The organism is Rhizobium sp. BK512 (assembly GCF_014194915.1).
Lineage (GTDB): Bacteria > Pseudomonadota > Alphaproteobacteria > Rhizobiales > Rhizobiaceae > Rhizobium.
In genome coordinates this window covers 330542-354085 of sequence record NZ_JACIAS010000005.1, presented here as the reverse complement: position 1 = coordinate 354085, position 23544 = coordinate 330542, and the positions used below count along the sequence as shown (strand labels likewise).

At 60.3% G+C, this 23544-nt stretch carries 21 protein-coding genes and 1 pseudogene; 15 read left to right on the top strand and 7 right to left on the bottom strand.

All coding sequences use genetic code 11. From position 1 onward, the window contains the following. Nucleotide 1: 1 nt before the first annotated feature. On the bottom strand, nucleotides 2-835 hold the full coding sequence (locus FHX06_RS19620; protein WP_183880539.1) for an SMP-30/gluconolactonase/LRE family protein: 834 nt from the start codon (nucleotides 833-835) through the stop codon (nucleotides 2-4). 392 nt (nucleotides 836-1227) lie between these two features. On the opposite strand from FHX06_RS19620, the gene FHX06_RS19615 reads away from it, so the two are divergent. Continuing rightward, nucleotides 1228-3324, top strand: a complete 2097-nt coding sequence (locus FHX06_RS19615) for a carboxy terminal-processing peptidase (RefSeq protein ID WP_183848923.1) — start codon at nucleotides 1228-1230, stop codon at nucleotides 3322-3324. A 95-nt stretch (nucleotides 3325-3419) separates the two neighbouring features. On the opposite strand, the gene FHX06_RS19610 is transcribed toward FHX06_RS19615, so the two are convergent. Continuing rightward, nucleotides 3420-3719, bottom strand: a complete 300-nt coding sequence (locus FHX06_RS19610; protein ID WP_112542536.1) for a GCG_CRPN prefix-to-repeats domain-containing protein — start codon at nucleotides 3717-3719, stop codon at nucleotides 3420-3422. 89 nt (nucleotides 3720-3808) lie between these two features. After that, nucleotides 3809-4186: a hypothetical protein gene (locus tag FHX06_RS19605; RefSeq protein ID WP_112542535.1), complete on the bottom strand. Its 378-nt coding sequence runs from the start codon at nucleotides 4184-4186 to the stop codon at nucleotides 3809-3811. A gap of 689 nt (nucleotides 4187-4875) precedes the next feature. Between FHX06_RS19605 and FHX06_RS19600 the strand changes: the two genes are divergently transcribed. From FHX06_RS19600 to FHX06_RS19590, 4 genes are all read left to right on the top strand, one after another. After that, a complete protein-coding gene (locus tag FHX06_RS19600) occupies nucleotides 4876-5883 on the top strand; it encodes a hypothetical protein (protein ID WP_246715592.1) in 1008 nt (335 codons plus the stop codon). Continuing rightward, nucleotides 5873-6412 carry a sensor histidine kinase gene (locus FHX06_RS35640; protein WP_312866587.1) on the top strand — a complete coding sequence of 180 codons (540 nt, stop codon included), beginning with the start codon at nucleotides 5873-5875 and terminating at the stop codon, nucleotides 6410-6412. The genes FHX06_RS19600 and FHX06_RS35640 overlap by 11 nt, the downstream gene beginning before the upstream one ends. A 388-nt stretch (nucleotides 6413-6800) precedes the next feature. Beyond that, entirely contained in the window at nucleotides 6801-8855 is a 2055-nt protein-coding gene (locus FHX06_RS19595; RefSeq protein ID WP_112542533.1) for an ATP-binding protein, read from the top strand. A gap of 286 nt (nucleotides 8856-9141) precedes the next feature. Further along, nucleotides 9142-9474: a hypothetical protein gene (locus FHX06_RS19590; protein WP_183880537.1), complete on the top strand. Its 333-nt coding sequence runs from the start codon at nucleotides 9142-9144 to the stop codon at nucleotides 9472-9474. An 84-nt stretch (nucleotides 9475-9558) separates the two neighbouring features. On the opposite strand, the pseudogene FHX06_RS19585 reads toward FHX06_RS19590, so the two are convergent. Together FHX06_RS19585 and FHX06_RS19580 are read right to left on the bottom strand one after the other, a co-directional pair. Continuing rightward, nucleotides 9559-9759, bottom strand: a pseudogene (locus tag FHX06_RS19585) (hypothetical protein); the annotation flags it as partial. 181 nt (nucleotides 9760-9940) lie between these two features. Further along, nucleotides 9941-10798, bottom strand: coding sequence for an SDR family oxidoreductase (locus FHX06_RS19580; RefSeq protein ID WP_112542531.1), 858 nt, complete (start codon nucleotides 10796-10798; stop codon nucleotides 9941-9943). Between the two features lie 410 nt (nucleotides 10799-11208). Here FHX06_RS19580 and FHX06_RS19575 point away from each other — a divergent pair, with 410 nt between their 5' ends. The 6 genes from FHX06_RS19575 to FHX06_RS19550 are packed head-to-tail and all read left to right on the top strand — an operon-like array spanning nucleotide 11209 to nucleotide 16893. Continuing rightward, complete coding sequence (locus FHX06_RS19575; protein WP_113116482.1) at nucleotides 11209-12246, top strand: LacI family DNA-binding transcriptional regulator; 1038 nt, start codon at nucleotides 11209-11211, stop codon at nucleotides 12244-12246. Between the two features lie 20 nt (nucleotides 12247-12266). Then, nucleotides 12267-13217 (top strand): substrate-binding domain-containing protein, encoded by a 951-nt coding sequence (locus FHX06_RS19570; RefSeq protein WP_183880535.1) that lies wholly within the window; start codon nucleotides 12267-12269, stop codon nucleotides 13215-13217. Further along, nucleotides 13214-14023, top strand: coding sequence for an ATP-binding cassette domain-containing protein (locus tag FHX06_RS19565; RefSeq protein WP_113017081.1), 810 nt, complete (start codon nucleotides 13214-13216; stop codon nucleotides 14021-14023). Before FHX06_RS19570 ends, FHX06_RS19565 begins: the two co-directional genes overlap by 4 nt. Continuing rightward, nucleotides 14020-15024, top strand: a complete 1005-nt coding sequence (locus FHX06_RS19560) for an ABC transporter permease (protein ID WP_112542527.1) — start codon at nucleotides 14020-14022, stop codon at nucleotides 15022-15024. Before FHX06_RS19565 ends, FHX06_RS19560 begins: the two co-directional genes overlap by 4 nt. Beyond that, the gene (locus FHX06_RS19555; protein WP_183880533.1) at nucleotides 15024-16094 is read left to right on the top strand and encodes a phosphotriesterase; all 1071 of its coding nucleotides are present in this window, start codon (nucleotides 15024-15026) and stop codon (nucleotides 16092-16094) included. The genes FHX06_RS19560 and FHX06_RS19555 overlap by 1 nt, the downstream gene beginning before the upstream one ends. Nucleotides 16095-16122: 28 nt before the next feature. After that, nucleotides 16123-16893: a glutamine amidotransferase gene (locus tag FHX06_RS19550; protein ID WP_183880531.1), complete on the top strand. Its 771-nt coding sequence runs from the start codon at nucleotides 16123-16125 to the stop codon at nucleotides 16891-16893. 2 nt (nucleotides 16894-16895) lie between these two features. Here FHX06_RS19550 and FHX06_RS19545 read toward each other — a convergent pair whose 3' ends face one another. Further along, nucleotides 16896-17798 carry a PfkB family carbohydrate kinase gene (locus tag FHX06_RS19545; protein WP_183880529.1) on the bottom strand — a complete coding sequence of 301 codons (903 nt, stop codon included), beginning with the start codon at nucleotides 17796-17798 and terminating at the stop codon, nucleotides 16896-16898. Nucleotides 17799-17824: 26 nt separating this feature from the next. On the opposite strand from FHX06_RS19545, the gene FHX06_RS19540 reads away from it, so the two are divergent. Genes FHX06_RS19540 through FHX06_RS19530 form a run of 3 tightly spaced genes read left to right on the top strand, consistent with a single transcriptional unit; the run spans nucleotide 17825 to nucleotide 20576 of the window. Next, complete coding sequence (locus FHX06_RS19540) at nucleotides 17825-18667, top strand: BtpA/SgcQ family protein (RefSeq protein ID WP_113147784.1); 843 nt, start codon at nucleotides 17825-17827, stop codon at nucleotides 18665-18667. Nucleotides 18668-18672: 5 nt separating this feature from the next. After that, nucleotides 18673-19314: a TenA family protein gene (locus FHX06_RS19535; RefSeq protein WP_113147894.1), complete on the top strand. Its 642-nt coding sequence runs from the start codon at nucleotides 18673-18675 to the stop codon at nucleotides 19312-19314. 11 nt (nucleotides 19315-19325) lie between these two features. Next, nucleotides 19326-20576 (top strand): Zn-dependent hydrolase, encoded by a 1251-nt coding sequence (locus FHX06_RS19530; protein ID WP_183880526.1) that lies wholly within the window; start codon nucleotides 19326-19328, stop codon nucleotides 20574-20576. Nucleotides 20577-20692: 116 nt separating this feature from the next. Here the strand turns inward: FHX06_RS19530 and betC are convergent, their stop codons facing one another. Next, entirely contained in the window at nucleotides 20693-22207 is a 1515-nt protein-coding gene (gene betC / locus FHX06_RS19525; RefSeq protein WP_183880524.1) for a choline-sulfatase, read from the bottom strand. Between the two features lie 419 nt (nucleotides 22208-22626). On the opposite strand from betC, the gene FHX06_RS19520 reads away from it, so the two are divergent. Next, the gene (locus FHX06_RS19520) at nucleotides 22627-23541 is read left to right on the top strand and encodes an alpha/beta hydrolase (RefSeq protein WP_183880522.1); all 915 of its coding nucleotides are present in this window, start codon (nucleotides 22627-22629) and stop codon (nucleotides 23539-23541) included. The last annotated feature ends 3 nt before the right edge of the window (nucleotides 23542-23544 follow it).

Here is a 23544-nt window from a genome sequence, read left to right as displayed (position 1 = left end):
CTCAGGCAAGAAAGCAGCGCAGGAGGTGGCCGGAGGCGTCGCTCTGATCGGCATCGGCCATGCGGCGGGTGGTGACGAAAATCGTGCGCGGCATTGCGCGGTTCATCACAAGCTTGGTCGGATGGGTTGTCGGCAGTTCGACAGGCGTGAGCGGCTCACCCGATGGCGCAAAGCGCAACAGTTGCGAGCCGCCGACGCCGGCAATCCAGTAGATCCCGTCCTCGTCGATGAACGCCCCATCGGGCCTTCCGGCAAAAGCATGCGTGGTCGCAAAGACCCGACGGTTGGACGGCGTGCCGGTGGCAAGGTCATAGTCGCAGACCCAGATGGTTTGAACAGAAGGATGGGAATCGGAAAAATACATTCTTTGCCGTATTGGATCGAAGGCCAGGCCGTTCGGCGTCCAGAAATCTTCGAAAACCCGTCGGTGGCTGAAATCGGGCTCGATGCAGAAGATCGCTCCGGCCGGCGCTGCCATCTCCCGCTGCATCGTGCCGGCCCAGAATCGTCCGGCGGGATCGAGCGTGCCATCGTTGAAGCGGACATCCGGGCGGCTTTCCGGTGTGCAGACCCGTTGGAACAGGCCTGCCGACGGTTCAAAGAGGAAAATGCCGGTCGCAAGCCCGGCAATCAGCGTTCCATCTGTCCGCAACGCAATGCAGCCGACTGCTTCGGGCGCATCCCATGCCGAGGTCTTGCCGGTTTCTGGATCGGTACGCAGCAGCTTGCGGCCGTCGGTATCGACCCACCAGATGCAATTTTCAGTCTCCGACCAGACCGGGCTCTCGCCAAGATGCGCCCAGCGGTTGGAGAACACTTCGAATGTAATCGCCATTTCGCTCTCAGCTTGTCTCACTATATCAATACGACATGCATAGCTTAGCCGCAGCCTCTCGGGAATCGTGGGGTCGCGACCTGTGCGAATTGTGGTCCTGATGCGGAACACGAAATCGTGGGCAGTCGATCCCACTTTCCTACGAACCGCTACGCGGAAGCTCCTGCGACCGCCCAGTCACGACCTCGTGGACCGTAAATTCATGCTTTTCCAAGGCTTTCGGGCGGCGTTATGTGGAAGGTCCCAGCACACTTCATTGTTTTCCGGCCGGTTGTTGAGAATGGTTTTTCGCGGCTTTGCAAACCACACGGTTTACTACCGGTTGCCAAAAAACCATAATTACCTCACCTAGATCGCACATCGACAACAGGCATTACGAATTGGATCAACGCTTGCGCATATCACACATCGTCCTTGGTGCATTTCTTGCAATCGCGCAGTCCGCCTATGCTGAAGTCGCATCACCGCCCGTTTTGGCGCCGCTAAAGCAGCAGGCGCAAGCCGCTCAGTTAAGCGCACAACTCCTCACGCGATACAGCTACAGGCCTGTTGCGCTCGATGACGCCTTGTCGGCCAAGATCATGGATCAGTTCATCAAATCGCTGGATCCGGATCACATGCTCTTCCTGCAAGCGGACATCGACAAATTCATGTCTAACCGCAGCGAGATCGACGATGCCGTCGAACGGAAGGATTTGAAGATCCCGTTTGCGATCTTCAACGCCTATGAACAGCGTATTGTCGATCGTATGACCTACGCGCGTAATTTGCTTAAGCAGGGCTTTGATTTCGGCGTACAGGAAAATTATTCCGTTGTGCGTGACAAAGCGCCGTGGCCGCAATCGGAGGCCGAAAGCAATGAGCTCTGGCGCAAGCGTGTCAAAAGCGACTGGCTGCTGTTGAAACTCGCCGGCAAGACCGATGCAGCCATTCGGGAGACGCTCGACAAGCGCTATGCGAACGTTCTGGAGCGGGCCTACCAATATAAAAGCGAGGACGTATTCCAGTCGTTCATGGAGGCCTACGCAACGTCGGTCGATCCGCATACGGACTATTTCGGCGCGGCTGCCTCGGCAGATTTCAATATCTCGATGAAGCTTTCGCTCGTTGGTATCGGTGCGGTCCTGCAAGAGCGCGACGACTACACGACGATCCGTGAGCTCGTGCCCGGCGGCCCTGCCCAGTTGTCGGGCAAGCTCGTGGTCGGAGATCGCATTACGGGCGTTGGTCAAGGCAAGGATGGCGCGATAAAAGAAGTGGTCGGCACGCGCCTCGATGAAGTCGTGCAATTGATACGCGGGAAAAAAGGCTCCGTCGTGCGCTTGGACATCCTGCCCGCGGATGCCGGGCCAGATGGCACGCATCGTGTTGTCAGCCTCGTGCGCGATAAAATCAGCCTTGAAAAACAGGCTGCAAGGAAGACCGTTCTCTCCGTGAATGACGGGGGTGTCACACGCAAAATCGGGGTGATCACCCTGCCGACATTCTATGAGGACTTTGAAGCCCGGCACAAAGGGGACAAGGACTATAAAAGTGCGAGCCGCGACGTCGCCAAGCTTCTCGACGAATTGAAGCAGGAAAAGGTCGACAGCGTTCTCATAGACGTGCGCAACAATGGCGGCGGTTCATTGGATGAGGCAGTTGATTTGACGGGCCTGTTCATCGGCAATGGCCCGGTCGTTCAGCAACGGAGTAGCGACGGCAAGGTCGCGGTCAGAAGTGCGGATTTTGCGGCACCTGTCTGGACAGGCCCGATGGGCGTCCTCATCAATCGTGGGTCGGCATCGGCTTCAGAGATTTTTGCCGCGGCAATCCAGGATTACGGTCGCGGCGTGATCATCGGCGAACCGAGTTTCGGCAAGGGCACCGTTCAGACCGTCGTTGATCTCGACCAGATCGTGCGCAACAGCAAACCCGAACTCGGCGAGCTGAAGGTGACGATTGCCCAGTTTTTCCGGATCAATGGCGGTACGACGCAGCTGCGTGGTGTGACGCCCGATATCAGCTTGCCCGGGCTTTCCGACCCGGCGAGCTTCGGCGAGACGAGTTATGACAACGCTTTGCCGTGGGCGCAGATCAAACCCGCGAATTACGCACCCGCCGACACGGTCGCAAAGTTGCTGCCGACCTTGCAAAGCCGCCATGATGCGCGGGTTGGAAGCGATCCGGCCTTCCAGGGACTCGTGAAGGATATTGCCGACCTCAAGGCGCTGCGCGATAAAGGCGTCGTTTCCCTCAATGAAGCCGAGCGTCGCAAGGAAGCAACTGCTCGAGAGGAGCGCCGGAAGTCCCGAGCACAGTTGCTCGGTGGCGAAGATACCGGCGCGGATGATGGGCTGGAGTCGAACGAACGCAGCCTGAGTGCCGATATTGCCATTGAAGATGCTCGCAAGAAAGCAAAGGACGTGCTTCTGGACGAGGCAGCCGCCATCCTTGCCGACGAGGCGGATTTGCAGCAAGGCGTGTCGAAGACAATCACCAAGCAGTAGACACAGGCGGAAAGTAGTCAGACCGGAGCGTCTCGTCGCGGCCTATCGGGCCGGCCGAAGCGATCCCAGCTTCGTCCGGCCAGCGAAAGGATTGATTACCGCCAGTCGCGGTCGCGATCCCAGCGGTCGTAGCGTCTGTATTCGCGCCAGTCGCGATGCGGACGACCCCAACCGTAGGAGCGATCCCAACCGTAGTAGCGTGGCGGCGGCGGTGCCCATCGATTGGGCCGGCAAAAGCCGCGCGGGCTCAAATGATAACCGCGGCCACAGGCGTAGTCGACCGTTACGACGTTCGAGGCTGCCGGAGCCGTGACCCTGCCAGAGGGCATGGCATTTGCAGCTCCAGCTGTCATTCCGGCTGCGAGAAGGGCTATGGTGACGAGAAGTTTTCGCATCTTCGTTTCTCCGATTATTGGGCGATTTAACGCCTGTCCCGGTGAACCGAGGCTGAAAACGCCGTTCACCTGGGCGACAGCTTCAGCCGCTAGTCGCGTTCCCAGCGATCACGCCGGTCATCGCCGCGCCGATCGTTGTTGCCGGAGTTGGATGCCTGCAAATGCTCCAGCACCTGCAGAACAGCGTCGGCGCAGTCCTTTGTGGAGTCGCCGTCGGCGCATCTGAGATCGATCCTGGTCTGGCCGTTCTCGATGTGGAACCGGGCACCGCGCTCCCTCGGCTGCGAACGCCAATCATCATCAGCACGCTCCTCGTTCTTGCTGGAAGAATTCGGTGGCGGCGGTGGATTTTGCCTGCTGGATTCTGGTGGTGGAGGCGGCGACGGTTCGGCTGGCGCCTGCGCAAGGGCGCAAGTGGAGATCAGTCCAAAGACAGCCGCCGTTGACAGTCCTATGATTTTGTTCATGACGTTACCTCGCTTCTGTGCCGAGGTAACGAAGGGTTGAGGCGATAGTTCCTGTCGGGCGATTGCGGCTGATACCTAGCCATGCCGGGGCCAGTATCGTTCAGTCCGATCCTGCCTGTCACGGGCAGATCGTCTGGTCCTGTCTTGCGGACGGGATTGAATCTCGCACAGGAGATCGCTTGCTTCCTGTATGTCCGGTCGATGCCTAGTGGAGGCCCTGCAGCCGATTCCGCCGTTCACTCAACAATTCATGTTGCACCAGGTCTCGCGCTTCGGCTGAAAGGCCGTTCGGCCCGGATAGTCCGAGCGCGACTAACCTCGCTTCGATCGCCTGTGGAACACTATCTGCTTCGTGCTGGCAGAGCCGCACAAGCCACTTCCATTCGTCGCTTGTCATGTCCCTTCGCGCGACCATCAACTGCCTCCAGCCCAAGGATAACCGTGATTTCGAGAATATCACAATTCTCGTCGAAAGGCAGTGAGGCACGCCGTTTTGCAATTCGTCGGTCATGACGACACAGTCTTCGGATCTCCTGCGCCGGGCCCCCGGGCCAGTAGTCGCGGCAAGCGTGTGCTGGTTCCCCGAATTGGGCGGCGGGAGAATGGGAGGATCGAGGAGGCCGCAACCTATCCTTGACTCTGATAGCCTGCTATCCGACAGTGTCGCCTGCTAAATCCATGGGGATTCAATGGGCCTCACGAAAGGCTTCACGATCGTCGGCAGAGCTGCGATAGCCGCCATCGTGTTAATGTTCCTTGCGCTCTCGCTTGTCTTGGGCTTTTGGCTGCATTCGAGCTACATGTCCGCCGTCAGGCGTGGAGAGGATCAGGTCACAGCCACAGCCAAGATAGTTGCTGCCAACGCGATCTGGATCAATTCTCTGGCGCGCCAGACCCTTTACCGCATGGACGACGCCTTCGGAGCGGCTGAGGCATTGCCGGACGACGCGCGTATTCGAAGGCTCAACGCCGCGACGGCTGCATTGCCGACCACGGCAACGGCTTACGTGGTCGCCGCGGATGGGACGCTGCTCTATTCCACTGATCGCGAAAGCAGCCCCGCAGACATCGTCGATCAAACCTATTTCCGCCGCCTGGCCAATGGCGCAGAGGACCATACGTCGGCGATGACCGTCATGCGCAATACGGATCGCCACGTCTTCCTATCGGCTGCGCGCATCGAGAGGAACGATAAGTTCGAGGGCGTAGCGATCCTGGCGTTTGATGTCGGAATGCTGCGATCGATCTGGGACGCCGCCTCGCTCGGACCAGGCTCGACGGTGAGCTTCTTGAGACGTGACGGAAAGCTGATCGCCAGATATCCCGAACCGAAAGAGGCCGTCGATCTCGGTAACTATATCCTGTTCACCGACTATATGCGCAAGGCGACATCGGGCTCCTATGTGTCTGTCTCCCCTGTCGACCAAGTCGAAAGGCTGGTGGCATACCGCATCGTCGAGCGGACACCATTCGTCGCCATCGCATCGGTCGACACCGGCGCAATTCTCAAGCCGTTCTGGACCGACGTCTCGATTGCCGCGCTGATCGTTCTTCTGGCGCTTTGCGCCGCCGTGGTCGGCGGGTTGAAGATCCTGAACCTGGCGCATGCGGACGCGCGCCACACCGCCGAACTTGCCGAGGCGCTGCGAACCAATCAGGTTGCTGATGCGGGAAATTCATCACCGGGTGAAAAATAACCTGCAGACCGTGATGGCGCTCATCCGGCTGCAGGGCCTGCGGCCTGAAACCGTCCAGAGGGTGAACGAGCGGATCGTCGCCATGTCGGCGGTGCACGAGCAAATGTATGGCTTCGATCAGTTCAGTAGCGTCACTGCGCGGCAGTTCGTTCCCAACCTGGTGCGCACGCTGGTCGGGTTGCATGATCGCGACATCAAGCTGACCTTCGAGATCGACGATATCAGGATCGATGCGGACAAGGCGACGCCATTTGCATTGTTGCTGAACGAGCTTCTGACAAACAGCATGAAATACGCCTTCGTCGACCGGACCGACGGTCATATCCGCATCAGGCTGCTCAAGCATCCCGATGGCAAGGTCCTGCTTGAAGTGGCTGATGACGGCGTTGGCTATGAGCCGGTTGCAACGGAAACCGGCATGGGAAGCCGGTTGATCAAATCCTTCGTCAGCCAGATGGATGGAACCTACGGCACCGAACGGGCACGCGGTACCGTCTTCACCGCCCTGTTGTCTATCGCTGCGCGATGATGCTTGGATCGGCGGTGGCGTCGGCGATTTTGGCTCTCCGTGCAAAAAAATCCCTGAAGCAATCTCCGGCTGTACTGACGCTGGCGAGGAACTCCCTCCGGACCGGCGGCAATTGGCGAAACCGCCCGCACGCCGCCGTCGTTTGATGTCCATCACGACTGAGGCGTTTCGGATTTCCTAGGGCCAGCAAGCCGCCTTCTCAGCTCCTAACCTGGCCGCCACCGCGGCCCGACGGGTCGAAGCGCACCCGTTCGGAGGTCGAGTAGAGATACAGGCTCTGCTGTCGTCGCTTATCTAGGGGAAAGGTCAGTCTTATTCCAACTTGGCATTGCAAGTTTCCCGCCCTGGATTATTTGATAGGGTTCGAAGAACACACCCGGAGTGTCCGTTGAATAAAACCCGGCCAGCGCTCCTTCTCATCACGGCGTCGCTCATTCCGGTCATCATACTGGCGGCGCTGATGGGAAGGTTCTTCATCAAGGAGCAGCAGGCTGCTCTCGACGATGACATTCGCGGCCGGGCAGCGACGTTGGCCGCCACTCTTCAACGCGAACTCGCGAGCCAGATCCAGCTGCTTTCGATCGTCGCCGATTCCCCTCGGCTCGATCCCCCCATACCGCGCGCCGCTTTTGCCGAGACTGCGCGGCGTCTGCGCGATCGGGTGCCTGAATGGGAGCAGATCCGGATTTCCAACGAGAAGGGAGAAGTGGTTCTGTCATTTCCGCCGCTCGACCCTTCCGCCGATACGCATGTTGTGGACATGGAAAGCCATGACGCCCTGGTTCGCACGGGTGTCGCGGTGGTCGGCAATATCGCCATCGGGCCGAAAGGCCAGGCGGCCTTTGCCTTGCGCGCTCCGATCCAGAGGAGCGATCGTCTGAAAGCCGTCCTTTCGGTGGTGATCCGTCCGACGATCGTGACGAAACTGCTTTATGCCAATGGACTTCCAGGATCATGGTCGGCCTGGATCGTCGATGGGCAGGATCGTCTGGTTGCGTCGACCGGCGATCCCGCGCTTGCCGGCAATCCGGCGAGCGAATTCGCAAGCTTTTCCGGCAATGACTTCGGGACAGCCACCGTCAAGAGCGGATTGGAGCTTCGTGTCGCCGAAGTCGCGCTTGCCGACACGCCTTGGCGGGTAAGGGTTGGCCTGCCGGTTTCCGATTATGAGAGGCTGGCGCGCAGGGCCACCATGCTGCTTGTGACGGCGAGCTGTTTCACACTTCTGTTGTCCGGCTCGGCCGTGTTTCTCTTCTACAGGGAGGCGCGCGCCCGGAACCGGGAGCGCGAGAGCATGGCCAACTGGCAGCGGATGGATGCGCTTGGCAAGCTGACGGGGCAGGCCGCTCACGATTTCAACAATCTCCTGATGGTCTTCCAGTCAGGGGTTGAGGGCATCAAGAGACGGCGAAACGACGAACAGCGCGTGACGCAGCTTCTGATGCACATGAGCGATGGCGTGGCACGAGGAAAGGCGATCACGCAAAGGCTGCTGTCGTTTTCAAGGCGCTCCAACCAAGGTGCCTCCCAGATCGAACTGGACGTCAGGCTTGCCGACCTGTCTCCACTGTTGCGTCAAGCGATCAACGACACGATTGTGATGGAGATCAGGATACCGGAAGATACCTGGCCGGTTCATGTCGATCCTGCCGGGCTTGAAATTGCCCTGATCAACATCCTGACGAATGCGCGCGAAGCCATGACGGGAGGTGGAAAGGTGACGATTTCCGCCCGCAATGTGCTCAACGCAGCCACAGAGGATCCCGGGCTGCAAGGCCCGTTCGTCGCGCTGACGATTTCCGACACCGGGACAGGCGTTGCCCCGGAAAATCTCGCGCGGGTGTTCGAGCCATTCTTTTCCACCAAGAAGAACGGTGGCTCAGGCCTTGGCCTGACGCAGGTCCACAGTTTCGCCACCGGCAGCGGCGGTGCGGTCAAGGTCGCAAGCCTGGCCGGTCACGGCAGCGCCTTTACCTTGCTTTTACCACGATCGAGCGAGCCGCGTGCGGCACGTCCGGATCCAGCGCCCCCCGCGAATCTTCCCCATGCGATCATGATCGTCGACGACACACCGACATCGCTTGAATCCGTGCGACTGGCGCTCGAGGGCATCGTGCCGTCGATCTTCCTGGCCGCAGGTGGACCTGAGGCAATCGAGATCCTGGGCCGCCATCCTGAAATCGAAGCGATCGTCAGTGACATCATGATGCCGGGCATGTCGGGCATTGAGCTTGCCGAGGAGATCCGCCGCAGAAACGCATCTCTACCCGTCGTGCTGATGACCGGCTACAGCGACAGGCTTGAGGCCGGTACGGAGGTCGGCTGTCCGGTTGTCCCGAAGCCCTTCAAGATCGAGGATCTGGCCGCCAGCCTCGAAAAGGCGAAAACCTCGGTAGTCCAATCGGCAAATGTCGTGCGCCTGGAAATTCCGACGAAGGGCTGACCAGCTTCGAGGTCTTTGCGAGGTTCATTTTTCGCGCGACTGCGGCAAACGAGTTTCGGCAACGATCTGCTTCCCTCCACCAGCCGATACCGCCGATCTTATCGCCGCTGCTCCTTTCGAGGGGAACCCTGGCCAATCTTTGCCGTTTTGCGCTTTGCAAAGATAAAAGGAATATGTCGATGGTTGGAACAAGCGCCAAGCGGGGCACGGCGACCTTCATGGAAGCGATATTCGTCCTCGGACCGGTCAATCCTCCGTCAGACGTTCGCCTGGAGCACGCGGTGCTATGATTACGAGCGAACAGCTGCGCGCAGCGCGCGCGCTATTGCGATGGGAGCAGAAGGACCTTGCCGATGCCGCACGGGTTTCATTGCCTCTGATCCAGGAGCTTGAAGCCGTGCCCGGGCAGTTGAAGACGCAAGGGCGGGCAATTGACGCAATCATCAACGCCGTCCATTCGGCAGGTGTTTCGTTTTTCGACGGAGACTATTCAAGCCCGGGCGGACCCGGTGTCCGCTTCAGCCGGCCTTCCGGCTCGAGCCTGGATACCAATGAGGACGAAACGATCCAGTACCGGGAGTTCTTCGAGAACGATGCGCCGCCTGGTGCGGGTGGTTGAGACGACGCGCACCTTCTAGCGAAGGTCCGGACACACTGGCTGCCGGGGCATTAAGGGACGCCGTTTTGCCGCGTCCCGGCTGTCTCATTTTGTCGGCGGTGAAGCCTTGCCAAGCTTGACGGAGGGTTCCCGGCCCCAGACACGCAGCTTGCCGAGTTCGGTGACGAACGTGGCAATGCCCTCTTCTCCAGGCAAGCTCAGGACGCCCTCGTCGATGCTTTCGGAAATTCCCGCCTTTTCTAGCAGCGGCAGCGCCGACGGATCATAGCCGGCGTCTTGGTGGTGCTATCGGGCGCGGACGCATTCCCAATGTCTGCGCGGCGTCATTGTTCCCAATCGTACCGAAGGTCCCAGGTCGGCGCTCGCTCAGCCGTCTGTGCATATTGAGGTGGACCTTCGAACGAGCACGAGCGTCGAAGAATGGTATTCACGCCCCCGCCGACAGTGCAGGCCGCAATGCCCGAGCTCACAAGATCGGTTTGCCGCCTGTCACCGCAATCGTTGCTCCCGAAACATAGCTCGACAGCGGATCGGCAAGCATCACATAGGTGGTTGCAAGCTCGGCGGGCTGCCCAGGTCGCTGCATCGGCACCTGTTTGCCGAAATTCCTGACGGCTTCGTCCGGCATCGTCGAGGGAATGAGCGGCGTCCAGATTGGGCCTGGCGCGACCGCATTGGCGCGGATGCCCTTTTCCGCAAGCATTTGGGCCAGACCCGCCGTGAAGTTCTGGATCGCCCCCTTGGTTGTCGCATAGGCAAGCAGGTGCGGGCTCGGACTGTCGGCATTGATCGACGCCGTATTGATGATCGCGCTGCCCGCTTTCATATGCGGGACCGCTGCCTTGGTCAGGTAGAACATCGCATGGATATTGACCTTGAAGGTCAGTTCCCACTCGTCATCGCTGATTTCGCCGATATCCTTGAAGCTTGCCTGATGGGCCGCGTTGTTGACGAGGATGTCGATACCGCCAAGTTTGCTGCGCGCTGTTTCGATGATGTGGCGGCAATGTTCGGGATGCTGCAGGTCCCCGGAGACGAGAATGGCCTTCCGCCCTGCTTCTTCGACCCATTTCTGGGTTTCGCGTGCGTCTTCGTCCTCGTCGAGATAGGCGATGAGAACATCTGCGCCCTCACGGGCATAGGCAATCGCAACGGCTCGTCCGATACCACTGTCGCCGCCGGTAATAATCGCTTTCCTGCCGGTCAGTCGGCCAGATCCTCGATAGGTCCGCTCGCCGTGGTCCGGTACCGGCGACATCGCGTCGGTCGTGCCCGGCATCGGTTGGCGCGGCGTATCAAAGGGTGGGGTCGGGTAATTGGCCATTTTCTGTTCCTCCAGTTTTGACGATGTGCCGGCATCAGGCGACGGCAACTCAGGACTTTTGGCTTTCGCGTCGCAGATGCGCTCGGAGTTTCGGTACACAACTCGTCGGTCGGCCAGCAGTTCCCGGTGAGTTTGCGGAGATAATCCGGATTGAGCGCCGTGTTTGCGGAGCTCGTTCCGGCCGGCCACCTCAAGACGGAAGGCATTGGTCTTGTTCTTGCCGGGAGCTAACCAACTGATTTAACGAACCCTTCGACCGGCGGTCGAAGCGGTATCCGAAGCGACGTACCCCGTGGGCAATTGAGTCAGCCTTCCAAACCAGATCTTCCGCAGCTGATAACGGCTCTTGACAGGCAATCTCTTGTCATGGAGTGTAAGTAAAGCGTTTTACTAAAGCGGTTTACAAGCTGATGGCGCAAGCGAGAACTCCAGGGTTGAAGGATGTCGCGAAAGCGGCGGGCGTGTCGGTGACGACGGTCTCGCGCATGCTGAACGGCTCGCTGGATTTGCCTGCCCTCACCAAGCAGCGCATCGAAAACGCTATCGCTTCCCTCAAATACCAGCCGAACCCTCACGCGCGGCGGCTGAGCCGCGGCCGCTCCGACATGATCGGGCTGGTCGTGCCCGATATCGCCAACCCGTTCTTCGCGACCATGGTGGCGGCGGTCGAAGAGGAGGCAAACGATCGGGGGCTGGCCGTTTCGCTCTACGCGACTCTCAACCGGACCGGCCGTGAGGTCACCTATCTCCGGCTGCTTGAGCACAATCATGTCGACGGCCTGGTTTTCGTCACCAACCATCCCGACAACGGCGATCTCGCGGCTCTCATCAATCGAACAGGCAAGGTGATCGTCGTCGACGAAGACGTTCCGCTTGCCAGTGTCCCTAAGCTCTTCTGTGACAACTTTCAGGGCGGCCATCTGGCGGGGCGCCATCTGGCGGAGTTTGGCCATCGAAGCGTGCTCTATGTGGGCGGTCCCGATGCCATGATCAGCACGCAGCGCCGTTTCAACGGATTGCATAGGGGCCTGCAGGAGCATTTCGGTGGTGATGCCTCGATCCGGCGCTACAGCGGCGAATATACGGTCGCCTGCGGGCGGGACATGGCACGCCGCTTCCTTGAAGAAGGCAAGCCAGCGACCGCAATCTTCGCGAGCTCCGACGAAATCGCCATCGGCATGATCGAAGTCTTCAGAGAGAAGGGAATATCGATCCCTGAAGACCTGTCGATCATCGGCTTTGACGATGTCAGTCCGCTACACCTTTTTGCGCCGCCTTTAACGGCGATCCGTCAGCCGGTGCGCGCCATCGGCCGGCGTGCCCTGTCCCTTCTTCTTGAAACAAACTGGCAGGAGAGCAAATCGCTCGCCACCGAGGAACTCGTGCCAGTCGAAATCGTCGTGCGGAACTCCGTTGCGCCGCCGTCGACCCATAATAAGCAACGATAACGAAACCAGAGGATGAGAACATGAAACAGATCAGACGTCGGGCGTTCAGCGCCGCTCTTGCCTTCACCGCGCTTGCCAGCGCCACGCTTGGAGCTTCGCTTGCTCACGCTGCGGGCAAGACCTATGCGCTGGTGCAGATCAATCAGCAGGCCCTTTTCTTCAACCAGATCAATGAAGGCGCGCAGAAGGCGGCTGATGCCTCCGGTGACAAGCTTGTCATCTTCAACGCCAACAATGAAGCGGCCGCACAGAACAGCGCCATCGAAAACTACATCCAGCAGAAGGTTGATGGCCTGATCGTCGTCGCAATTGACGTGAATGGCATCATGCCGGCGGTCAAACAGGCTTCGGACGCCGGCATTCCCGTTGTCGCCATTGATGCAATCCTTCCCGATGGACCGCAGAAATCGCAGATCGGCGTCGATAACGGCAAGGCCGGCGCCGATATGGGCGCCTACTTCCTCGACTACGTGAAGAAGAACATGGGCGGCAAGGCCAAGGTCGGCATCGTCGGCGCCTTGAACTCCTATATTCAGAACGTCCGCCAGAAGGGCTTCGAGGACGCCATCAAGGGCGAGGGCATCGAGACCTCGGGCGTCGTCGACGGCCAGAACATCCAGGACAATGCACTTGCTGCTGCCGAGAACCTGATTACCGGCAATCCCGACATGACGGCGATCTACGCAACTGGCGAACCGGCCCTGCTCGGCGCCATCGCCGCTGTCCAGAGCCAGGGCAAGCAGGACAGTATCAAGGTCTTCGGATGGGATCTGACCGCTCAGGCGATTTCGGGTCTCGACGACGGCTACGTCGTTGCTGTCGTCCAGCAGGATCCTGCCGGCGAAGGCAAGGCCGCGGTCGAAGCTCTTGCCAAGCTGACAGCAGGTCAGAGCGTCGAAAAGAGCATTTCCGTTCCGATCACGATCGTGACGAAGGAAAATGTCGAGCCATACCGGGCCGTCTCCAAATGATGACGGACAATCGGCCTGTTTATGCCGGGGCTGGGGAGGCGCAAGCCTCCCCGCACTCCTCCGGCTCGTCCGCCCGGACACCTGCTGTCTCACTGCGCGGGATCCGCAAGACGTTCGGTTCGCATCAGGCGTTGCGTGGCGTCGACCTCGACCTCTTTCCAGGCGAGTGCCTTGGTCTTGTCGGTGACAATGCGGCCGGTAAGTCAACGCTTACCAAAATCATCTCCGGAACCTATCTGCCGGATGAGGGGACGATTTCGCTGAATGGCGAAGAGGTCCACCTGTCCGGGCCTGCTGATGCTCGCAACCGCCATATCGAAATGGTCTTCCAGGATTTGAGCCTCTGCGACCATATCGATGTCGTCGGCAATCTGTTTCTTGGACGCGAACTCACCAGGGGTCCGTTCCTTGATCGTCAAAAGATGATGAGCGAAGCGCGCAAGATGCTGGATGCGTTGGAAATCCGCATTCCGCGTCTCTCCGCCAAGGTCGAGAAGCTGTCTGGGGGCCAGCGCCAGGCGATTGCGATCGCACGCGCGGCTTCCTTCCAGCCCAAGGTTCTGATCATGGACGAGCCGACATCGGCATTGGCGGTCGCCGAGGTCGAGGCTGTGCTTGCACTGATCAATCGCGTCAAGGCAAAGGGTGTATCCGTCGTCCTCATCACCCATCGTCTGCAGGATCTGTTCCGCGTCTGCGACAGGATCGCCGTCATGTATGAAGGCACCAAGGTTGCCGAGCGGGACATCGGCAAGACCAATCTCGAAGATCTCGTCAAGCTCATCGTCGGGGGAGAAAGACATTGACCGTCTACACCGAACGCGCCAAGGGCTCGCCGATGGCCGACTTTCTGGGTGAGAACGCTCAGGTTCTGTCGATCGCCTTTTTCTTTCTGGCATGCCTCGTCTTCTTTTCGCTGACGACGACGACCTTCATGACGACGGGCAACATCCTGAACATCGTACGCCAGGCAGCTCCCATCCTCGTCGTCGCCATCGCCATGACCCTCGTCATCGTCACCGGCGGGATCGATCTGTCGGTCGGTTCGATGCTGGCCCTGATCAACGCCGTTGCCGCCATTACACTGGCGACAGGCATACCTTGGCCCATCGTCTCGATCGGCATGCTCGCCTTCGGCGGCATTGTCGGCCTGCTTCAGGGCTGGTTCATCGCCTATCAGAACATCCCAGCCTTCATCGTCACCCTTGCCGGGCTTTCCATCCTGCGTGGCGTAGCCCTCTACCTGACACAGGGCTATTCCATTCCGATCAATAACGAGCCCGGCTTCTTCTACCTGGGGCGTGGCGAACTGGCGGGCTTTCCTGTCCCGGCGCTCATTGCGATCCTGGTTGCGATCGCAGGCTACGTCATAATGGCGGTCACCAAGTACGGACGGCAGATCGTGGCGGTAGGATCCAACATGGAAGCCGCACGCCGCGTCGGCATGCCGGCGAAATGGATCGTCGCCTCGGTCTACCTCGTATCAGGCGCCGCCTCGGCACTCGCCGGTCTTTTGATCGCGGCTCGCCTCGGCTCCGGCTCGTCGAATGCCGCTGTCGGCTTCGAACTGCAGGTTATCGCGGCGGTCGTGCTCGGCGGTACCTCGCTGATGGGCGGGCGCGGCACGATGATCGGCACGGTCCTTGGGACGATGACCATTGCCGTCATCGGCAACGGGCTGATCCTGATGCATATCTCGCCCTTCTTCACCCAGATCGTCACCGGCGCGATCATCCTTGTCGCCATCTGGCTGAACACTCGCATCTTCACAACCAACTTCCGCTTGGCGGGCAGGAGGAAGAGCTGATGGCGGCGAATGAGCTTTCGCCGGGTCAGGTGCGATCCGGCAATGTGATGACGGTCTCCGGGCCGGTTCCAGCGGCGGAGATCGGCATCACGCTGATGCACGAACACATCCTCAACGATTGCCGCTGCTGGTGGCATGCGCCGAAGACGCCTGAGCGGCAATATCTTGCCGAGGGATTTGTCTGCATGGAGATTCTCGGCGAATTGAGGCAGGACCCCTTCGTCAACAAGCACAATATCACGCTCGACGACGAGAACCTTGCCGTCACCGAACTTGGGGACTTTGCCAGTCTCGGCGGACGTACGGTCGTCGAGCCCACGTGTCAGGGCATTGGTCGCGATCCTCTCGCCTTGCGGCGGATTTCTGAAGCGACAGGGCTGAACATCGTCATGGGTGCCGGCTTCTATCTAGGCTCCTCGCATCCGGCCAAGGTTGCCGGCATGTCCGTCTCAGAGATCGCCGACGAAATTGTCTTCGAAGCGACGGTCGGGGCGGATGGTACCGATGTGAAGATCGGCCTGATCGGCGAAATCGGCGTATCCGCTGATTTCACCGCTGCCGAGGAAAAATCGCTGCGGGGTGCGGCGCAGGCACAGCTACGCACCGGTCTGCCGTTGATGGTCCATCTTCCCGGCTGGTTTCGGCTGGGCCATAAGGTCCTTGATATCGTCGGTTCCGAAGGCGCGGATCTGAGACACACCGTGCTCTGCCACATGAACCCGTCACATGACGATCTCACCTATCAGTCGGAATTGGCCGCCCGCGGCGCGTTTCTCGAATATGACATGATCGGCATGGATTTCTTTTACGCCGATCAGCAGGTGCAATGCCCGAGTGACGAGGAGGCGGCGCGCGCGCTCGTCAAACTCGTCGAGATGGGATATGCGGATCGCCTCCTGCTCTCCCACGACGTCTTCCTGAAGATGATGCTCAAGCATTATGGGGGCAACGGCTACGCCTATATCCTGCGCCACTTTCTGCCTCGCCTGAAGCGTCACGGTCTCGATGATGCGATGCTCGACATCTTCATGCGCGCCAATCCAAGGTCGGTTTTTCAGGCCAGCGCCTGACCGCCACATAAAAAGAAATGGAAACATCATGACAAAGAAGGTTCTTCTCGTCGGCGAAAGCTGGGTCAGTTCCGCCACGCATTATAAGGGTTTCGACCAGTTCGGGAGCGTCACGTTTCACCTCGGCGCCGAGCCGCTCGTTGCGGCACTCAAGGATAGTGCATTCGAGCTCACCTATATGCCGGCCCATGAAGCAGTCGAAAAATTCCCCTTCGACATGGCAGGGCTCGACGCTTTTGACGCGATCATTCTCTCCGATATCGGCGCCAACTCCCTGCTGCTTCCCCCGGCGGTCTGGCTGCATTCCAAGACTGTTCCGAACCGGCTGAAACTGCTCAAGGCCTGGGTCGAAAAGGGCGGCGGGCTGCTGATGGTCGGCGGTTATTTCTCGTTCCAGGGCATAGACGGCAAGGCGCGCTGGCGTCGCACGCCGGTCGAGGATGTCCTGCCGGTCACGTGCCTGCCCTATGACGACCGGGTGGAGATTCCGGAGGGGACAACGCCTGTCCTCGTCAAGCCCGGTCACGAGACCGTCGCCGGTCTGTCAGGCGAATGGCCATTGCTGCTCGGCGTTAACGAAGTCGAGGTGCGCGAGCGAGCCGATGTCGAAGTCATTGCCCGGCTACCGGAGGCGGAAGGTGGCCATCCATTGCTGGTCACAGGCCGCTTCGGCAAAGGCCGAACTGCCGCCTGGACCTCGGATATCGGTCCGCATTGGCTCTCGCCGGCCTTCTGCGAATGGGAGGGCTACGGGCGTCTTTGGAAGAATATTCTCGGCTGGCTGACGGAGTCAGAATAGCCTCATTCGCCGGCGAGAATGCCGGCGAGTTCTAACCTGGTTGGGAAGGCCGAACGCGTCCCGCGGCGGCTGACGGTAATGGCCGCAGCCGCAGTTGCGTGATGGATCGCCTTCGCATCGAGCCTGGTCGATCGGAGGGCCGCAGAGGCAAGGGCGACCGCCATGAAAGTGTCGCCGGCGCCGGTCGTATCGACGACCTCTGTGACACGGGCAGGAACGGTTGCCAGTACCTGATTTCCGCTGGCAAGGATTGCCCCGTCGCCGCCGAGGGTCAGCACGGTCTGCGTCACGCCGGCTTCGGCGAGGCGCTGGATCGCGGCCTCGCCGAACGATCCGGTCAGACTTTCGGCCTCGCCCCTGTTGAGGAAGGCGATGTCGATGAACGGCCATAGCTCGGCGAAATATGGCCTGAGCGGCGAGGGATTGAAGGCGGTCGTCAGGCCGCGGCGTCTGGCTTCAGCCAGAATGCCGCGGGTCACGTTTTCGCTGAGGTTGCCCTGGAGCACGACGAGGTCGCCGACCGCTGCATCGTCGAGCGGGGTAAGCGCCTCGGACAGGGTCAAGGCTTCGGCCGAGTCCGTCGTCGTGACGATGGCGTTTTCGCCGTCGGGCGTCGTGAAGATGATGGAGAAATCGCTGGAGCGATGAGGACTGCCCAGCAATCGGGCGTCCAGCGCTTCACCAGCGAGCTGGTCGCGGATCGTCTGGGCGCGAAAATCCTCGCCGACGGCCGTGACAAGCGTCGTGGGAAGGCCTGTGCGGCCCATCACGACGGCCTGATTGGCACCCTTGCCACCGAGGTCGCGGGTTTCCTCCCGACCGAGGATCGAGGCACCGGCTTCGGGCATGGACATTACGGAAATGGTTTCGTCGACGGCGACGTTACCGATGACATAGGCACGCATGGCTGGCTTTCAGAAGGGAAAGAAAAATGCAGCAGATATCGGATAAGGCCACAAGCGCCATACGGGAAATATTCGGCACTGACAAGGCGCTGATTGGCATGATCCATTGCCCGCCTTTCCCGGGGGCTCCACGTTACCGCAGCGTGGCAATGGATGTGATCTATGACGCCTGCATGCGCGATGCGGAGGCGCTTGTCAAAGGCGGCATACACGGATTGATCGTCGAAAATCATGGCGACATCCCGTTTTCCAAGCCGGAGGATATTGGCCACGAGACCGCAGCCTTCATGTCGGTTGTAACGGACCGCATCTCTCGTGCCGTCGGGGTACCGCTCGGCATCAATGTGCTTGCCAATGCGCCGATCCCCGCTTTCGCGATCGCGGCAGCCGGTGGGGCGCGCTTCATCCGTGTCAACCAATGGGCCAACGCCTATGTTGCCAATGAAGGCTTCATGGAAGGCCGTGCAGCCGAGGCCATGCGCTATCGCTCGGCCCTGCGTGCGGAACATATCAAGGTGTTTGCCGACAGCCATGTCAAGCATGGCGCACACGCCATCACCGCCGACCGGACGATCGACGAACTGACCCGTGACCTGGCGTTCTTCGATGCCGATGTGGTGATCGCCACCGGCCAGCGAACGGGCAACAGCGCGACAATGGAGGAGATAGAGGAAATCGGTGCTGCGACCCATCTTCCATTGCTCGTCGGCTCGGGCGTGACCAAGGATAATATCGTCGAGATCCTCAAGCGCACCAACGGCGTCATCGTCGCCTCGTCGCTGAAGGAGGGCGGCGTCTGGTGGAACCCTGTCGAACCGGCTCGTGTCGCAGCCTTCGTCGAAGCCGCAAAACCCGGTCTGGAGTCGTGACGATCATGGTATCTCTCTCCGAACAGATGCTCGACGAGAACCGTGACGTCTTCGAAGCCATGGTGCACCACCGCTTCGTCGAAGACATCAAGGCTGACCGCCTCCCGAAGGAGGCCTTCGAACGATATCTCGTCTTCGAGGGTGCCTTCGTTGAAACGGCGATTGCGATCTTCTCCTATGCCACGGCAAAGGCCGGGACCATCGAAGAGAAACGTTGGCTGATCGGCGTCCTGGATGCGCTTGCAAACCAGCAGATCGGCTATTTTGAGAAGACCTTCGCAGCCCGCGCCATCGATCCCGCCCGCTATGATACCGGCCGGGCTGATGTTGCTGCGTTCCGCGAGGGAATGCTGGCAATTGCCCGTGACGGCGGCTTTCTCGACACGATTGCCGCGATGTTTGCGGCCGAATGGATGTACTGGACCTGGTCGACCGAGGCCGACCGGACTGATATCAGCGATCCGCTTCTCAAGGCATGGGTCAAGCTTCATGCCGAACCGGAGTTCGAAGCGCAGGCGCGCTGGTTGAAGGCGGTGCTGGACGAGGCCGGTGAGACGATGGATCCTGCCGAACGCAAACGATTGAGCGCCATTTTCGGCCGTGCTCAACGCCTTGAGATCGATTTCCACGAAGCAGCCTATTCCTGAGAGCCTGCGCAATGACCGGCAATCCCGAGATCAATGGAGAACGCCTGCTGGAACGACTGGACCGGTTTGCCGGGATCGGCGCGACCGCGGGCGGCGGTGTCAATCGTCAGGCCCTGACGGAGTTGGACCGAAAAGCCCGGTTGCTGCTGGCAGAGTTGGCAGAGGCGCGCGGTTTCGGCGTATTCCAGGATCGCGCCGCCAATCTTTTCGTCCGCCGGCCGGGCAGGGACGGGGAGGCGCCGCCGCTCCTGATCGGCAGCCACCTCGACAGCCAGCCGTCCGGAGGGCGCTTTGATGGTGCGCTCGGGACACTGTCGGCCTTCGAGGTCCTGGAAAGTCTTGAGGATGCGGACATTAAAACTCAAAGGCCGATCGAAGTGGTTGCCTGGACGAACGAGGAGGGATGTCGCTTCGCACCGGGCTGCATGGGATCCTCGGCATTCTCGGCAGGCGAGATTCCGCTTGCCTGGTCCGATCTGGTCGCAACCGACGGTGCACGGTTTGGCGACGAGCTGAACGCAACCATTGCCAGTCTTCCGAAGGCCGCGATCCGCGATCTCGGCTTTCCTGCTTACGCATATCTCGAACTGCACATAGAGCAGGGGCCGTCTCTCGAGAAAGAGCACATCCCCATTGGTATCGTCACCGGCATCCAGGGGACGCGGTGGCTGGAAGTGACGGTGTCGGGCCAGACCGCCCATGCCGGGACCACTGCGCTCAACTATCGTCGGGATCCGCTTCGCGCGATGATCGCGGCCCTCAACGGGCTTTACGCCAGTATCATGCCTCAGGACGAGCGTGCCCGATTTACCGTCGGACGTATCGCCGTAGACCCCGGTGCCATCAATGCCATCCCGCAGACGGCGCGATGCACCATCGACATCCGTCATCCGGATTCATCGGAGATCGATCGTTTGAGCGCGACCATCGAGCAAGTCTTCAGCGACCGCGCGGGGGCGGAACATTGTCAGGTCGCGATCAGGCAAGCCTTCGATATGCCTCCGGCCAACTTTCCTCAAACGGTGCTGGAAGCATTGGACCGGGCCGCGATAAAAGGCGGGCTGGCAACCAGGAAAATGCTGTCAGGTGCCTTCCATGACGCATTGTTCGTCAACCGGGTCGCACCCGCCGCAATGATCTTCGTGCCTTGTCGCGATGGCCTCAGCCATAATGAAGCCGAATATACCGCACCGGATCACGTTGTCTCCGGGGCACGCATGCTGCTGCTGTCGACAATCGAAATTCTGGAAGCCGCGCTTTGAAGCCTATGGCTCGGAATTGATGATCGTAAGTGCTGTCGGGGCCGGCCCGTCGCGAAGATCGCTGCGCTCGTGAGTCGTGCCTTCGGATATTTGTCGTGCTCAGTGATGCCCGAAGATTATTCGCCCCGGGGAAACCGCTGGTTCTCCTCGAGCACATTCAGATCCATATGATTGCGCATGTAGCGCTCGGCGGCTTTCTGCAGAGGTTGATAGTCCCAAGGGTAGTAGGCTCCCTCGCGCAATGCCGGATAGACGACCCAGCGCCGTGCCTGGCTTTCTCGAACTGCCGCGTCAAACGCTGCAAGGTTCCAGCGAAGCTTTGCCTGATCGAGAAGCGTGGCAAGCGTATTCGCATGGGCCGGATCTCCGGCCAGATTGATGAGCTCGCGAGGATCGGCCTGAAGGTCAAACAGCAGCAGCGGATCCTTCTCGCAGACCGTCAGCTTGAAGCGCCCGGAGCGAATGCCCACCAGCGGCGCGATCGATCCTTCGGCCGCATATTCCATCAAAACCGGACTGCGGGTTTTCGTGCCGTTCACCAGCTGTGCCAGGTCCTCGCCATCCGTCCAATTGGCGATTGCCGAAATATCGAGGCCGGCGAGGCCGGCAAGCGTCGGCGTGACATCGAGAGTGGATACCGGCTGATCGACTAGGGCGGGCTGCCAATCCGGTGCCGATATCATCAGCGGCACGCGTGCGGAACCGTCGAAGAAGCACATCTTGAACCATAGGCCGCGCTCCCCCAACATGTCGCCGTGGTCGGAGACAAACAGGATGACAGTATCGTCCTGCATCCGTGTGCGCTCCAGCACGTCGAGGATCTCTCCGATCTTCTCGTCGACATAGGAGATATTCGCAAAGTAGCCGCGCCTTGCCCTGCGAATCTGTTCGGCAGTGATATCGAAGGCCTTGTAGTCACAGGCCTCGAGCAGGCGCTTCGAATGCGCGTCCATCTCGTCAAAGGGCAGTGGCGGGACCATCGGGTCAAGTGCCGGGCAGTCCTCGTAGAGATCCCAGAATTTGCGCCTCGCGACATAGGGATCGTGCGGATGGGTGAAGCTGACGGTCAGGCACCAGGGACGCTCGTCTTGACGGCGCGAGAGATCGTAGAGCTTTCGAGTGGCATTGTAGGCGACTTCGTCGTCGTATTCGAGCTGGTTGGTGATCTCAGCGATGCCCGCGCCGGTGACGGATCCAAGATTATGATACCACCAGTCGATCCGCTCGCCAGGCTTGCGGTAATCGGGCGTCCAGCCGAAATCTGCCGGATAGATATCCGTCGTCAGGCGCTCCTCGAAGCCGTGCAACTGGTCGGGCCCGACGAAATGCATCTTGCCCGACAGGCTGGTGTGATAGCCGGCGGCCCGGAGATGGTGCGCATAGGTCGGAATGTCGGAGGCAAATTCGGCTGCATTGTCGTAGACGCGCGTTCGGCTCGGCAACTGGCCCGACATGAAGGAGGCGCGCGCCGGCGCGCAGAGGGGGCTTGCCGTGTAGCTGTTGGCAAAACGGACCGAACGGGCCGCCAGTGCCTTGAGATGCGGCGCATGCAGGAAATCGGCCGGCCCGTCCGGAAACAGCGTGCCGTTCAGTTGGTCGACCATGATGATGAGAATATTGGGACGGGCCATTGTATATCGACGCTGCTCACATTCAGGGGCTTTTCGGGGGAAGGGGTCTACGGATGCGTCAGCCACCAGTTCGCCTGACGGAACCGGCTGTCGCCGGCGGGTACCGGTCTCGATCGGCGAGCGCCGATCAGGTCCGTTATACTCTTCAGAAGCGGCACTGGTCGTCGCATGAGTGGTCCTCTCGGCGGCGTGGGTCGCAGTTGTCATTTCACGATAACCAACTTGATGATTGCACACTATCGCCTTGCCGACATCCGGTGTTCCGGGCGCTCGCGCCTGCCTCTTTTACAGGGGGCGCACTTGCCGGCGACACCGGGGGTCGCAGCAAGACAGGCGTCGTGGCCGAGCGCGTGCATGATGCAACATCGGCTAGCTGGCTGCCGCCTGACAGCATCTTGCGAGCACGCGGAAGGATCTTCATGTCGATCGACCGACCGATGCCCACCGAAGAGAGCATTCTGGAATTCCTCGATGTCTGCGACGGCTTTTATCCACCGGACGCGGTCGAGGCATCGATCGAGCAGCAACGTCAATGGTATGACGCACTCTGTGCGCGGTTTGACCACGCTCTGCCGCAGGGGATGGTCTATGCGGATGGCATGGTGCTGCGGATACCGATCCGCCGGTATCGGCCGCGGACAATAACCACATCAACCGTTCTCCTCTATCTTCACGGCGGAGGTTTCGTTGTCGGCTCGCTCGAAAGCCATCACTCGATCTGCGCTGAAATCGCCGATTTCGCCGGCGCCGAACTTGTTTCCGTCGACTACCGGCTGGCGCCCGAGTACCGCTGGCCGACGCAGAGCGAGGATTGCTTCCTCGTCCTGAAGCATCTGCTGTCGTCCACCGGTAGCAAGGTCGTCATCATCGGCGATAGTGCCGGTGCCAACCTGGCGGCAGGGCTCGCCATCAGGGCGCTGGGGGAGGCCCTGCCCGGTATCGCCGGTCAGGTTCTCGTCTATCCGGCGCTGGGCGGCGACCTGCAGAAGGGCTCCTATGTTGAAATGGCAAATGCACCGGGCCTGACCACCGCCGATGTCGCCTACTATCGCTGCGTTCTGCAGGCGCCGCTGCGCCATCCTGTCGCCGCGCCGCTTCACGCGGTATCGGTCGAAGGGCTTGCACCGGCCTTCATCACGGTTGCGCGGTTCGATCCGTTGCGAGACGACGGTCGAGCCTACGCTGCCCGGCTTGCGGAGGCCGGCGTCGAAGTCTGGTTCCGGGAGGAACCGCAGATGGTGCATGCGTGGCTGCGCGCGCGCCACATGAGCGAGGGTGCCCGGGCAGGCTTCAAGGCGGTATGCGAGGCGGTGCGGCTCTTCGCTTCGCGCTAACGG

Coding starts and splice junctions, on each gene's coding strand:
- FHX06_RS19620 (WP_183880539.1), bottom strand. CDS start 835: ATGGCGATTACATTCGAAGTGTTCTCCAACCGCTGGGCGCATCTTGGC.
- FHX06_RS19610 (WP_112542536.1), bottom strand. CDS start 3,719: ATGCGAAAACTTCTCGTCACCATAGCCCTTCTCGCAGCCGGAATGACA.
- FHX06_RS19605 (WP_112542535.1), bottom strand. CDS start 4,186: ATGAACAAAATCATAGGACTGTCAACGGCGGCTGTCTTTGGACTGATC.
- FHX06_RS19600 (WP_246715592.1), top strand. CDS start 4,876: ATGGGCCTCACGAAAGGCTTCACGATCGTCGGCAGAGCTGCGATAGCC.
- FHX06_RS19590 (WP_183880537.1), top strand. CDS start 9,142: ATGATTACGAGCGAACAGCTGCGCGCAGCGCGCGCGCTATTGCGATGG.
- FHX06_RS19580 (WP_112542531.1), bottom strand. CDS start 10,798: ATGGCCAATTACCCGACCCCACCCTTTGATACGCCGCGCCAACCGATG.
- FHX06_RS19575 (WP_113116482.1), top strand. CDS start 11,209: ATGGCGCAAGCGAGAACTCCAGGGTTGAAGGATGTCGCGAAAGCGGCG.
- FHX06_RS19570 (WP_183880535.1), top strand. CDS start 12,267: ATGAAACAGATCAGACGTCGGGCGTTCAGCGCCGCTCTTGCCTTCACC.
- FHX06_RS19565 (WP_113017081.1), top strand. CDS start 13,214: ATGATGACGGACAATCGGCCTGTTTATGCCGGGGCTGGGGAGGCGCAA.
- FHX06_RS19555 (WP_183880533.1), top strand. CDS start 15,024: ATGGCGGCGAATGAGCTTTCGCCGGGTCAGGTGCGATCCGGCAATGTG.
- FHX06_RS19550 (WP_183880531.1), top strand. CDS start 16,123: ATGACAAAGAAGGTTCTTCTCGTCGGCGAAAGCTGGGTCAGTTCCGCC.
- FHX06_RS19545 (WP_183880529.1), bottom strand. CDS start 17,798: ATGCGTGCCTATGTCATCGGTAACGTCGCCGTCGACGAAACCATTTCC.
- FHX06_RS19540 (WP_113147784.1), top strand. CDS start 17,825: ATGCAGCAGATATCGGATAAGGCCACAAGCGCCATACGGGAAATATTC.
- FHX06_RS19535 (WP_113147894.1), top strand. CDS start 18,673: ATGGTATCTCTCTCCGAACAGATGCTCGACGAGAACCGTGACGTCTTC.
- FHX06_RS19530 (WP_183880526.1), top strand. CDS start 19,326: ATGACCGGCAATCCCGAGATCAATGGAGAACGCCTGCTGGAACGACTG.
- betC (WP_183880524.1), bottom strand. CDS start 22,207: ATGGCCCGTCCCAATATTCTCATCATCATGGTCGACCAACTGAACGGC.
- FHX06_RS19520 (WP_183880522.1), top strand. CDS start 22,627: ATGTCGATCGACCGACCGATGCCCACCGAAGAGAGCATTCTGGAATTC.